This is a genomic window from Pseudomonas sp. PS01297, assembly GCF_029959305.1.
Classification (GTDB): Bacteria; Pseudomonadota; Gammaproteobacteria; order Pseudomonadales; family Pseudomonadaceae; genus Aquipseudomonas; species Aquipseudomonas helleri.
In genome coordinates, this window is the sequence record NZ_JASCPQ010000012.1 from 16,091 (window position 1) to 28,515 (window position 12,425).

The 12,425-nt window shown below is 59.3% G+C and carries 9 protein-coding genes; 4 read left to right on the plus strand and 5 right to left on the minus strand.

What is annotated here, in order from left to right:
• Positions 1-125 precede the first annotated feature (125 nt).
• The 4 genes from QMX84_RS06285 to mnmC form a co-directional block, all read right to left on the minus strand.
• Positions 126-1,313, minus strand: coding sequence for an osmoprotectant NAGGN system M42 family peptidase (locus tag QMX84_RS06285; protein ID WP_282363406.1), 1,188 nt, complete (start codon positions 1,311-1,313; stop codon positions 126-128).
• An 86-nt stretch (positions 1,314-1,399) separates the two neighbouring features.
• A complete protein-coding gene (gene ngg / locus QMX84_RS06290; RefSeq protein ID WP_282363407.1) occupies positions 1,400-3,145 on the minus strand; it encodes an N-acetylglutaminylglutamine synthetase in 1,746 nt (581 codons plus the stop codon).
• Positions 3,146-3,148: 3 nt separating this feature from the next.
• Entirely contained in the window at positions 3,149-4,921 is a 1,773-nt protein-coding gene (locus tag QMX84_RS06295) for an N-acetylglutaminylglutamine amidotransferase (protein WP_262123902.1), read from the minus strand.
• Between the two features lie 307 nt (positions 4,922-5,228).
• A complete protein-coding gene (gene mnmC, locus QMX84_RS06300; protein ID WP_262123903.1) occupies positions 5,229-7,208 on the minus strand; it encodes a bifunctional tRNA (5-methylaminomethyl-2-thiouridine)(34)-methyltransferase MnmD/FAD-dependent 5-carboxymethylaminomethyl-2-thiouridine(34) oxidoreductase MnmC in 1,980 nt (659 codons plus the stop codon).
• 138 nt (positions 7,209-7,346) lie between these two features.
• On the opposite strand from mnmC, the gene pap reads away from it, so the two are divergent.
• Complete coding sequence (gene pap / locus QMX84_RS06305) at positions 7,347-8,873, plus strand: polyphosphate:AMP phosphotransferase (RefSeq protein WP_123750424.1); 1,527 nt, start codon at positions 7,347-7,349, stop codon at positions 8,871-8,873.
• A gap of 99 nt (positions 8,874-8,972) precedes the next feature.
• Here pap and QMX84_RS06310 read toward each other — a convergent pair whose 3' ends face one another.
• Entirely contained in the window at positions 8,973-10,364 is a 1,392-nt protein-coding gene (locus QMX84_RS06310) for a class II fumarate hydratase (protein WP_153338107.1), read from the minus strand.
• A gap of 194 nt (positions 10,365-10,558) precedes the next feature.
• On the opposite strand from QMX84_RS06310, the gene QMX84_RS06315 reads away from it, so the two are divergent.
• The 3 genes from QMX84_RS06315 to QMX84_RS06325 all read left to right on the plus strand — a co-directional run bounded on the left by QMX84_RS06315 (position 10,559) and on the right by QMX84_RS06325 (position 12,424).
• A complete protein-coding gene (locus tag QMX84_RS06315; protein WP_048368523.1) occupies positions 10,559-11,077 on the plus strand; it encodes a DUF2059 domain-containing protein in 519 nt (172 codons plus the stop codon).
• A gap of 11 nt (positions 11,078-11,088) precedes the next feature.
• The gene (locus QMX84_RS06320) at positions 11,089-11,385 is read left to right on the plus strand and encodes a BolA family protein (protein WP_048368522.1); all 297 of its coding nucleotides are present in this window, start codon (positions 11,089-11,091) and stop codon (positions 11,383-11,385) included.
• Positions 11,386-11,485: 100 nt separating this feature from the next.
• Positions 11,486-12,424: a rhodanese-related sulfurtransferase gene (locus QMX84_RS06325; RefSeq protein WP_262123904.1), complete on the plus strand. Its 939-nt coding sequence runs from the start codon at positions 11,486-11,488 to the stop codon at positions 12,422-12,424.
• Position 12,425 lies beyond the last annotated feature (1 nt).

Sequence of the window (12,425 nt, forward strand, 5' to 3'; positions counted from 1 at the left end):
AGCTCTACCGAAGTGTTCTCAAGTTCAGTGCATGGCTTGCAGGCCGCCGAACATCTAATACATCCCCCAATCAGTTCCCTCTCCCTTGGGAGAGGGCTAGGGTGAGGGTTTTTTGATCTTGGGTTTCAGCTCCTGTTTTCTCCCACCAAGCTGTCGACCGACGGCACGCGGGTATCGCTTTCCATCTGGGCATCGTGCTCCAACTGGTGACTAAAACGGTCCAGTGAGCCCTGCGCCGGTTGGGCGTCGCTGGCAAAGACCGGCGGGCTCAGCAGGTAAGCACTCAACAAACGGCTCAACCCCGCCAGGCTATCAATGTGCGTGCGCTCATAGCCGTGGGTCGCGTCGCAACCAAATGCCAGCAAGGCACAGCGAATGTCGTGCCCCGCTGTGACGGCTGAATGCGCATCACTGAAGTAGTAACGGAACATATCGCGGCGTACCGATATGTCGTTGTGGGTCGCCAAACCCAACAGGTGGCGTGACAAATGGTAGTCATACGGGCCCCCCGAATCCTGCATGGCCACGCTGACTGCATGTTCACTGGAATGCTGGCCCTCGGCGACGGGCGCAATATCAATGCCGACAAACTCACTGACGTCCCACGGCAAGGCAGCTGCCGCACCACTGCCGGTTTCTTCGGTGATGGTGAACAGCGGATGGCAGTCGATCAGTGGTTGTTCACCACTCTCGACGATAGCCTTGAGTGCGGCCAACAAGGCAGCAACGCCAGCTTTGTCGTCCAGGTGCCGGGCGCTGATATGGCCGCTTTCGGTGAACTCGGGCAGCGGATCAAAGGCGACAAAATCCCCAATATTGACCCCCAGTGAATCGCAGTCGGCACGCGTCACGCAGTAGGCGTCCAGGCGCAACTCAATGTGGTCCCAGCTCACTGGCAATTCATCCACTGCGGTATTAAACGCATGGCCGGACGCCATTAACGGCAACACGCTGCCGCGAATCACGCCGTTGTCGGTGAACAGGCTGACCCGGCTGCCTTCGGCAAAGCGGCTGGACCAGCAGCCGACCGGGGCCAGCACCAGACGGCCGTTGTCTTTGATGGCCCGAACGCTGGCGCCAATGGTGTCCAGGTGAGCTGACACGGCGCGGTCCGGGCCGCTCTGCTGGCCTTTAATCGTGGCGCGCAAGGTGCCGCGCCGGGTCAGTTCAAAGGGGATGCCCAATTCTTCAAGCCGCTCAGCGACGTAACGCACGATGGTGTCGGTAAACCCGGTCGGGCTGGGGATGGCAAGCATTTCCAGGAGAACCCGTTGCAGGTACTCAAGGTCCGGTTCTGGCAGGGCATGACTCATAAAAGCTCCTTTTGCGGGAGAGGCGGCACATAGGGGCTGTTGACGTTTCAATGCACAGGCGATGAAACATCAACAGACCCCAACGTTCAGGGGGCGGGTTGGCTGTGCGGAAACAGCAAGTCGATAAAGCGTTCGGCGGTGGGCTGCGGTTCATGGTTGGCCAGCCCGGCGCGCTCGTTCGCTTCGATAAACACGTACTCGGGCTGGTCGGCGCCGGGCACCATCATGTCCAGCCCAACCACCGGGATATCCAGAGCTCGGGCGGCCCGCACGGCCGCATCGGCGAGCAACGGGTGAAGGATGGCCGTGACGTCTTCCAGGCAGCCGCCGGTATGCAAGTTGGCCGTGCGGCGCACCGCCAGCAACTGGCCAGCAAGCAGGATGCTGTCGTAGTCGTAACCTGCCGCTTGCACAGCACGCAGGGTTTCGGCGTCCAGCGGGATGCGGCTTTCGCCTTGGGTGGCGGCCTGGCGGCGACGGCTTTGCGCTTCGATCAATTGCCGGACGTTGTGCTGGCCATCGCCGATGACCTGCGCCGGGCGCCGGATAGCGGCCGCGACCACTTCATAACCGATCACTACGATGCGCAGGTCATGGCCTTCGTGAAAGCTTTCGAGCAACACCCGGCTGTCAAAAGCCTGCGCCGCCTTGATCGCATCCTGCACGTGTTCAATGGTTTGCAGATCGACCGCCACCCCATTGCCTTGCTCGCCATCCAGCGGTTTGACTACCACCCGCAGGTGTTCTTCGAGAAACGCGAGGTTGTCATCGGCATTGCCTGCGCGTTGTTGCGTGGGCACGTTCAAACCTGCGGCGCTGAGCACTTTGTGGGTCAGGCTCTTGTCCTGACACAGGCTCATGCTGATGGAGCTGGTCAGATCGGTCAGCGACTCGCGACAGCGAATGCGCCGTCCGCCATGGCTGAGTGTGAACAGCCCGGCGTTGGCGTCATCGATGTGCACATCGATGCCGCGTTTGTAGGCTTCCTCAACCAGAATCTGCGCATACGGGTTAAGCCCTGCCTCCGGGCCGGGGCCGAGAAACAGCGGCTGGTTGATACCGTTTTTACGTTTGATGGCAAAGGTCGACAGGGTACGAAAGCCCAATTTGCGGTAGAGGTTCTTGGCTTGCTGGTTGTTGTGCAGCACCGACAGGTCGAGATAACTCAAACCGCGGCTCATAAAGTGTTCGACCAGATGCCGCACCAGCACTTCGCCAACACCGGGGCGCGAGCACTGTGGGTCAACCGCCAGGCACCACAGGCTGCTGCCGTTTTCCGGGTCATGGAATGCCGTGTGGTGGTTCAGGCCCATGACGCTGCCAATCACCGCGCCGCTGTCCTCGTCTTCGGCCAGCCAGTACACCGGGCCACCGTTATGGCGCGCAGTCAGCAAGTCCGGGTCGATCGGCAGCATGTTGCGCGCCTGATACAAGGCATTGACGGCGTTCCAGTCAGCTTCGCTACGCACGCGACGGATGCGGAAACCACGAAACACCCGAGTTGCCGGGCGGTAATCGGTGAACCACAGGCGCAAGGTGTCCGAGGGGTCGAGAAACAGTTGTTGCGGTGACTGCGCCAAGACCTGTTGCGGCGCGGCCACATACAGGGCGATATCGCGTTCACCGGCTTGTTCGTTCAGCAGTTCGTTGGCCAGACGGGCAGGGTCGGGGAAGGTATGCCCGATCAGCAAGCGACCCCAGCCGCAATGCACGGCGACCGGTTGCGCGTCCAGCGCGCTGCCATCTTCGGCAAAGCGTGCCTGGAGTCGCTCGTAGGAGGGCGTTTGCCCGCGCAGTAAACGTTGGCTATAGGCGGTGGCAAGGGGTTTCATTGATCAAATTCCTTGTTCGCTCAGCCACAGATTCAGGGCTGCCAATTGCCACAGTTTGGAACCGTTCAGTGGCGTCAGTTGGCTTTGCGGATGGCTCAGCAAGCTATCCAGCATGGCCGGCTGAAACAGCCCGCGATCCTGGCTTGGGTCCAGCAATAGATCACGGACCCAATTGCGCGTGTTGCCTTCCAGGTGCTTGAGACCGGGTACCGGGAAGTAGCCTTTTTTGCGGTCGATGACTTCGCTGGGGATCACCAGGCGGGCGGCTTCCTTGAGCACGTGTTTGCCGCCGTTGGGCAGCTTGAAACGCGCCGGAATGCGCGCCGACAGTTCAGCCAGGCGGTAATCCAGAAACGGTGTACGCGCTTCAAGGCCCCAGGCCATGGTCATGTTATCGACGCGTTTCACCGGGTCATCCACCAGCATTACCGTGCTGTCCAGACGCAGCGCCTTGTCGACGCCCGCATCGGCGCCGGGCTGGGCAAAGTGCTCGCGCACAAAATCGCCGGCAGCATCGTTGGCGGTCAGCCATTGTGGCTGCACGGTGGCCTGGTACTCGGCATAGCTGCGATCAAAAAAGGCCTCGCGGTAGGCCGCGTAAGGATCGCTGGCGCCGTCTACTTGCGGGTACCAGTGGTAACCGGCAAACAGTTCATCAGCGCCCTGGCCGCTTTGCACCACCTTGCAATGTTTGGCGACTTCGCGCGACAGCAGGTAAAAGGCGATGCAGTCGTGACTGACCATCGGCTCGCTCATGGCCCGGAAGGCCGCCGGCAATTGCTCGATGATTTCGTTTTCGCCAATGCGTAACTGGTGATGACGGGTGCCGTAATGCTCGGCAATCAGATCCGAATACTCGAATTCATTCCCGCGCTCGCCGCCTGCGTCTGCAAAGCCAATGGAAAAGGTCGACAGGTCTTGTACGCCGACTTCCCGCAGCAAACCGACCAGCAGGCTGGAGTCGACACCGCCTGACAGCAGCACGCCGACATCTACCGCAGCGCGCTGGCGAATGGCGACGGCTTCACGGGTGCTGTCCAGCACGCGTTCGCGCCAGTCTTCAAACGTCAGATTGGTCTCATCTGCATGCGGGCCGTAGGGCAGTGTCCACCAGGTTTTCTGCTCGGTGGTGCCGTCGGCGTCAATGCGCAGCCACGTAGCAGGCGGCAGTTTTTCAATGCCGGCAATCAGGGTGCGCGGGGCCGGGACCACGGCGTGGAAGTTCAAGTAGTGGTTCAGCGCGACCGGGTCGAGCATCGGGTTGATATCGCCGCCTTTGAGCAGCGCGGGCAGGGTGGAGGCAAAGCGCAGGCGTTCGCCGGTGCGTGACAGGTACAGGGGTTTTACGCCCAGACGGTCGCGGGCAATGAACAAGCGTTTTGCATCTCGCTCCCATATGGCAAAAGCGAACATGCCATTGAGCTTGGGCAGCAAGGCTTCGCCCCAGGCGTGGTAACCCTTGAGCAAGACCTCGGTGTCGCCGCCGGAGTAAAAGGCGTAGCCAAGCGCTTCGAGTTCGGCGCGCAACTCGGGGAAGTTGTAGATCGCCCCGTTGAACGCCAGCGACAGGCCCAACTGGTTGTCGATCATGGGTTGCGCTGAGCCGTCCGATAAATCCATGATTTTCAGACGACGATGGCCCAGGGCTATCGGCCCTTGGCTATGAAAACCCCAGGCATCGGGGCCACGTGGAGCAAGGTGGTGGGTGATGCGTTCGATGGCCGCCAGGTCGGCAGGTTGATGATCAAAACGTAACTCGCCAGCTAATCCGCACATGGTGTGTAAATCCTTGGTATTTCGGCATGTGTGTCACTACCGCTTCAGTCGCCATCCCTAGGGATGTGGGCAGCGCGGGCACGGTTTAGAGAAGGCGTGGCGGGTTGCCATGCCTTCAGCCCAAACGACGCACAGGCGATAAAAATGCCGCGCGCCGCGATGAATGACCGTGTTTTATCGAGTGATCGTGGTCTGGATCGTTCAATAAAATTTACCAACGGTGCTTGTTCGCGGCGCGGATCGGGTCTACGCAAGGTGCGGTTGGCCCCGGCAGCGCGGGGGCGCACTGCCGGATTGAAGGCCGGTTTTAAAGCCTGCGCACCAGGGCGCGCACGGCAAAACGGTTAGGGTGGCAAGCTTCTGCGACCGGGCGGGGCAGAGGCAGGGGTTCGTCGTTTATCCAGGCGGCAAGCAGTTCGCCAGACAGCGGTGCGGTGATCAAACCGCGTGAGCCATGGCCGCTGTTGACGTACAAACCGTCAAGCCACGGGCATTGGGTATCGGGCACCTGACGGGCGTCTTTGCTGAGCACGGCGTAGGCTTGGCTGAATGCTTCGGCATCGGCCAGCGGCCCGACAATCGGCAAGTAGTCTGGGCTGGTGCAACGAAACGCGGCCCAGCCTTGCAAGGTCTGCGGGTTGAGGTTTGCTTCGCCGAGACGCTGTACCAGGTCAGGCGAAATTTCTTCCAGCAAATCCAGATTGCCCTGATGACCTTCTGGTGTGGTGGTCAGGTCTTCGTTATGAAAATCGAAGCTGGCGCCCACCGTGTGCTCGCCTAAACGCCCCGGCGCCACATAACCTTCGGCGCAGACCACGGTGTTAAGCACCGCGCTTTGCGGGGTTTCAATCAATTGGGTGATTTGCCCGCGAATGCGCTTAAGCGGCAAACCGCTGCTGGCCGGGAAGCGTTTGACCTCGGCCGCCCCCGCCAGAATCACCACAGGTGCGCTGGCCAGTACCTGTTCGCCCTGGCAGGCCTGCCATTGGCCCTGCACTTTATTGAGTTGCAGCACGTCATGGTGGGTCAAGACGCTGACGTTGGGGTGCAGCGTCTGGAACTGGCACAAAGCGGGTGGATGCACCCAGCCGCCTTCCGGGTAAAAAAGCCCGCCATGGGCCAGGTCTATGCCTGCCAAGGCTTGCGCCTGGGGTTGATCCAGCACGTGCACCAGCGCGGGCGGGAAGGCCGCGGCCAGCTGCGACTGACGCTCGGCCTCCTTGGCATTGAAGCCCAGTTGCAACACGCCGCAATCATCCCAGTCGCGTCCGCGCTGCAAGTGCTCGAGCACGCGGCGGGTGTAGCCAAAGCCACAGACGATCATTTGCGACAGTGCCGTGCCGTGGGCGGACAGCTTGAGATACAACACCCCTTGCGGGTTGCCGGAGGCTTCTTTGGCCAAGCGTTCGTGACGCTCCAGCAGCAGCACCTTCCAGCCGCGATTGGCCAGGCTGTTGGCGCTGGCGCAACCGGACAAACCGCCGCCGATCACCAGCGCGGTGCGCGGGCCGCTGATCTGTGGCGGGCGAGCGAACCAGGGTTTGACTGTGGCGCCGGGCAAAGCGGTTTCTGGCAAGCCGAGAAAGACCCCACGCAGGATCTCCCACTTGTGGCCGATACCCGGCGTGCGGCGCATTTTAAAGCCGGCCTCATTCAGCGCGCGGCGTACCCAGCCGGTGCTGGTAAAGGTGCTGAGGGTGGACGCGGGAGCGGCCAAACGGGCCAGTTGTGCGAACAGTTCTGGCGTCCACATGTCCGGGTTTTTCGCGGGGGCGAAGCCGTCCAGAAACCACGCGTCGATCTGCGCATCGAGCTGTGGCAGTTGCTCCAGCGCATCGCCGATCAGCAGCGTGAGCGTGACCCGGCCATTGGCCAGGCTGAGGGTTTGAAACCCCGGATGGATGGCCCAATAGCTGGCCAGCAGTTGCTCGCTGTAGTGCGCCAGCTCTGGCCAGAGAGCGAGGGCGCGTTGCAGGTCATCGCGGGCCAGCGGGTATTTTTCGGCACTGATGAAATGCAGCCGGGCCTCAGGGTGCGCGGTTTCGTCGAACAGTTGCCACGCACATAGAAAGTTGAGGCCGGTCCCGAAGCCGGTTTCACCAATCACAAAATGCGCGTTGGCGGGCAAGGCGCTGAAGCGCTCGCGCAAGGCATTCTGTTCAATAAAGACGTAACGGGTTTCTTCAAGTCCGGACTTGTCTGAAAAATACACGTCGTCAAACAGTCGCGAATGGGGGCGACCCTGGTCATCCCAGTCGAGCTGGGCATTGGGCATTTCAATGGTCATGTGAGGCTCTGCATCGGCAAGGCGGCCATTCTAGCCGATCGGCCACAGCACGACGGATTGATGACAGTTTTATGCGTTTTGTTGTTACGCGCAGGCATCAATCGTCTAGGCTTGTGACATCTTGCCAGGGAGCTTTCCATGTTCGAATCTGCAGAAATCGGTCATTGCGTCGACAAAGAAACCTACGACAGAGAAGTTCCTGCCCTACGCGAGGCTTTGCTTGAGGCGCAGTACGACTTGCACCAGCAAAAGCGCGCAGCGGTGATTGTGCTGATCAACGGCATCGAGGGCGCTGGCAAGGGTGAAACAGTCAAGCTGCTGAGTGAGTGGATGGACCCTCGGCTGATTGAGGTGCGTACCTTTGATCAGCAATCGGACGAAGAACTGGCGCGTCCGCCGGCGTGGCGTTACTGGCGTCATTTGCCGGCCAAAGGCCGCATGGGTGTGTTTTTCGGCAATTGGTACAGCCAGATGCTCCAGGCCCGGGTGCACGGTGTGATCAAGGACGCGGTGCTGGATCAAGCGATCACCGGGGCTGAGCGCCTGGAACGCATGCTCTGTGACGAAGGCGCGGTTATTTTCAAATTCTGGTTTCACTTGTCCAAAAAACAAATGAAAGCACGGCTCAAAGCTCTGAAGGATGACCCGCTGCACAGCTGGCGAATCAGCCCGCTGGACTGGCAGCAATCCAAAACCTACGACAAATTTGTGCGTTACGGCGAGCGTGTACTGCGGCGTACCAGCCGTGATTACGCGCCTTGGCATATCGTTGAAGGTGTCGACCCGCATTACCGCGGCCTGACCGTGGGCAAGATTTTACTCGAAGGGCTGCAAGCCGCGCTTAGTGCGCCCAAAGCACGCCCGCGTTCAATCAATGTGCCGTTGCTGCCTGAAAGCCGAGATGGGTTGAGCCTGCTCGATTGTCTGGACATGACCCAGGTGCTGGAGAAGGATGACTATAAAGAGCAACTGGTCACCGAACAGGCGCGGTTATCGGGCCTGATGCGTGACAAGCGCATGCGTCGTCATGCCTTGATTACGGTGTTCGAGGGCAACGATGCGGCGGGTAAGGGCGGTGCCATTCGCCGCGTTGCGGCGGCACTCGACCCGCGTCAATACAACATCGTGCCGATTGCTGCGCCGTCGCAGGACGAGCGTGCACAACCTTACCTCTGGCGCTTTTGGCGACAGATTCCGGGGCGCGGCAAATTCACCATCTTTGACCGCTCGTGGTATGGGCGGGTGCTGGTAGAGCGGGTCGAGGATTTTTGCACCCAGGCCGACTGGATGCGCGCCTACGGCGAAATCAATGATTTCGAAGAACAACTGAAGAATTCGGGGGTGATCGTCGTCAAGTTTTGGCTGGCGATTGATAAAGACACGCAGTTGGAGCGTTTTCAGGAACGGGAAGCCATCCCGTTCAAGCGTTTCAAAATCACTGAAGAAGACTGGCGCAATCGCGAGAAGTGGGACCTGTACCGCACCGCCGTGTGCGACATGGTTGACCGCACCAGCACGGAGATTTCGCCATGGACACTGGTCGCGGCCAATGACAAACGCTGTGCACGGGTAAAAGTGTTGCGCACCATCAACGAAGCACTGGAAGCCGCCTTTGCCAAAAGCGACAAGCACGTCAAGAAGGGCAAGGCCATGATCCGTATCTAGGCGTTGAGTCGCGCTACGCCTTAGTAATTGCAGGAGCGAGCTTGTCTCGCAATCTTTTAAAACATCAAAAGATCGCGAGGCAAGCTCGCTCCTACAGTTTTAATGCTTGCCGGGGCTGAGCATGTTTTCCGGGCGTACCCACTCGTTGAATTCTTCGTCAGTCAGATAACCCAACTCCAGCGCCGCTTCGCGCAAGGTCAACCCTTCGGCATAGGCTTTTTTGGCGATTTGCGCCGATTTGTCGTAGCCGATATGGGGGTTGAGTGCAGTCACCAGCATCAGGCCGCGCTCCAGGTGTTCGGCCATTTTGCCCGCGTCCGGTTCAAGCCCGGTCACGCAGTGTTCATTGAAGTTGCTGCAACCGTCGGCCAGCAGTTTGATCGACTGCAACAGGTTGTGAATGATCACCGGCTTGTACACGTTGAGCTGCAAATGCCCCTGGCTGGCGGCAAAGCCAATCGCCACGTCATTGCCCAGCACCTGACAGGCGAGCATCGACAACGCTTCGCATTGGGTCGGGTTGACCTTGCCCGGCATGATCGAGCTGCCCGGTTCGTTAGCCGGCAGTTTGATTTCGGCCAGCCCTGCGCGTGGGCCGGAACCCAGCAGGCGGAAGTCATTGGCCAGTTTCATCAAGGTTACGGCCAGGGTTTTCAGGGCACCCGACAAGGTGGTCAGTGGCTCATGCCCGGCCAACGCGGCAAATTTATTGGGGGCGGTGACAAACGGCAGGCCCGACAGGGCGGCAAGTTCGGCGGCAATAGCTTCGGCAAAACCGTGTGGAGCATTCAGCCCGGTGCCCACGGCGGTGCCGCCCTGCGCCAGTTCGCAAACAGCCGGCAGGGCTGAGCGAATGGCTTTTTCTGCGTAATCCAGTTGCGCGATGTAAGCCGACAGCTCTTGGCCGAACGTAATAGGGGTCGCGTCCATCATGTGGGTGCGACCGGTTTTAACCAGTTTCATGTGGCGGGCTGACAATTCAGCCAGCCCGCCGGACAATTCACTGATCGCTGGCAGCAGGTGCTCATGCACCGCCTTGGCCGCCGCAATGTGCATGGCCGTCGGGAAGCAGTCGTTGGAGCTTTGCGAGCGGTTGACGTGGTCGTTGGGGTGCACCGGCGACTTGCCGCCACGGCCTTTGCCGGCCAGTTCGTTGGCGCGCCCGGCAATCACTTCGTTGGCGTTCATGTTGCTTTGGGTACCACTGCCGGTTTGCCAGACCACCAAGGGGAATTGGTCATCGTGCTGGCCGCCGAGTACTTCGTCGGCCGCCTGTTCGATCAGGCGCGCGATGTCTGCTGGCAAGTCGCCGTTGCGGTCGTTGACGCGGGCCGCGGCTTTTTTGATCAGCACCAGGGCATGCAGCACGGCCAGCGGCATTTTTTCGTTGCCGATGGCAAAGTTGATCAGCGAGCGCTGAGTCTGAGCGCCCCAATAGGCCTCATCCGGTACGTTCACTTCACCCAGGCTGTCGGTTTCGATGCGGCTCATCAGGTCGTTTCTCCTAAAGGTTGATCAGTGAGCTTAGGCGCTCAATCGCCTGTAGGAGTTCAAACTTTAGTTTTATTGGTTTTTGTCGGATTGTTGAGAACCGCTATCAGTCTCGGGGTTGAGTGACACACTTTGTTAGGCGCAGAATGGTGGCCCCTGGGGTACGACCTCGCTTGCTAGATAAAGGAAACTCGATGACTCGTCTTCGCGCCATCTGTACTGCAGTTGCTCTGGTATGCGCCAGCGGCCAGGTATTCGCCGATGCTGCCAGCCACGCTGCCAGTGCTGAAACGTTCCTCAAGCTGGCACACGCCGACAAACTGGGGACGCCGGTGTACATGCAAGTGCAGCAAATGTTTGCTCAACGCTTTGAACAAACCAAAGCGCCAGCTGCGAAAAAAGCCTTGCTGGAAACCTACCAGGCCAAAGCCAACACTGCCTTGGACCAAGCCATTGGCTGGGACAAGCTGAAGCCGGACATGGTCAAGCTTTACACCGCCAACTTCAGCGAATCCGAGCTTAACGACCTGGTGAAGTTCTACCAGTCGCCATTGGGCAAGAAAGTGCTGGAAAAAATGCCGCAACTGACTCAACAGTCTGCCCAGATGACTCAGGCCAAGCTGGAAAGCGCCGTGCCTGTGGTCAACAAGTTGTTGGAAGACATGACCAACGAACTGGTACCGGCTGCACCGGCCCCGGCCAAAAAGAAGTAAGCGGAGTCTGAATGAGCATGCAACAACGTATTGAAACGACGCTGAGCGCGTTGCAACCCGAGCATTTGAGCGTGCTGGATGAGAGCCACATGCACAGCCGTGGGTTGCAGACTCACTTCAAGGCGGTGGTGGTCAGCGAGCAGTTCGACGGGCTCAACCGTGTCAAGCGTCACCAAAAGGTCTACGCCACCCTGGGTGACCTGATGGGCGAGTTCCATGCGTTGGCACTGCACACGTACACGCCTGAAGAATGGGCGAAAATCGACGCAGCCCCGGCCTCGCCGACCTGCGCTGGCGGTGGGCACTAACACACGTTTTTGCTAGAATCCGCAACGCGCCGCTTAGTCGGCGCGTTTTTTTTGCATCCGGTTCACCCTTTACGAGGGTAGCCACCTGGAGAGATTCACGATGACCGCGCCAATTGTTGTTGCTGCACTGTATAAATTCGTCACCCTGCAAGACTACGTTGAACTGCGTGAGCCGTTGCTCAAGGCAATGGTGGATAACGGCATCAAAGGCACTTTGCTGATCGCTGAAGAAGGCATCAATGGCACCGTTTCCGGTAGCCGTGAAGGCATCGACGGCCTGCTGGCATGGCTCAAGAATGACCCGCGCATGGTCGATATTGACCACAAAGAATCCTACTGCGATGACCAGCCGTTCTACCGGACCAAGGTCAAGCTGAAAAAAGAGATCGTCACTCTCGGCGTTGAAGGCGTAGACCCGAACAAAAAAGTCGGTACTTATGTCGACCCCGAAAACTGGAACGCCTTGATCAGCGATCCAGAGGTGTTGCTGATTGACACCCGTAACGATTACGAAGTCTCGATTGGCACCTTTGAAGGCGCCATCGACCCTAAAACCACGAGCTTTCGTGAGTTTCCTGACTACATCAAAGCCAACTTCGACCCGGCTGTGCACAAAAAAGTCGCGATGTTCTGCACTGGCGGCATACGTTGTGAAAAAGCCTCGAGCTACATGCTCAGTCAAGGGTTTGATGAGGTCTATCACCTAAAAGGCGGGATTCTGAAGTATCTCGAAGAGGTGCCGCAGGAAGAGTCCAAGTGGGAAGGTGACTGCTTTGTGTTTGATAACCGCGTCACCGTGCGTCACGACCTGAGCGAAGGTGAGTACGATCAGTGCCACGCCTGCCGCATGCCGATCGACGCTGCCGATCGTGAGTCCGAGCACTACCAGCCGGGTATCAGCTGCCCGCATTGCTGGGACACGTTGAGCGAGAAAACTCGTCGCAGCGCGATTGATCGTCAAAAGCAGATTGAACTGGCCAAGGCCCGCAATCAGCCGCACCCGATTGGTCACAACTACCGTAAATCTGCCGAGGCCTGAT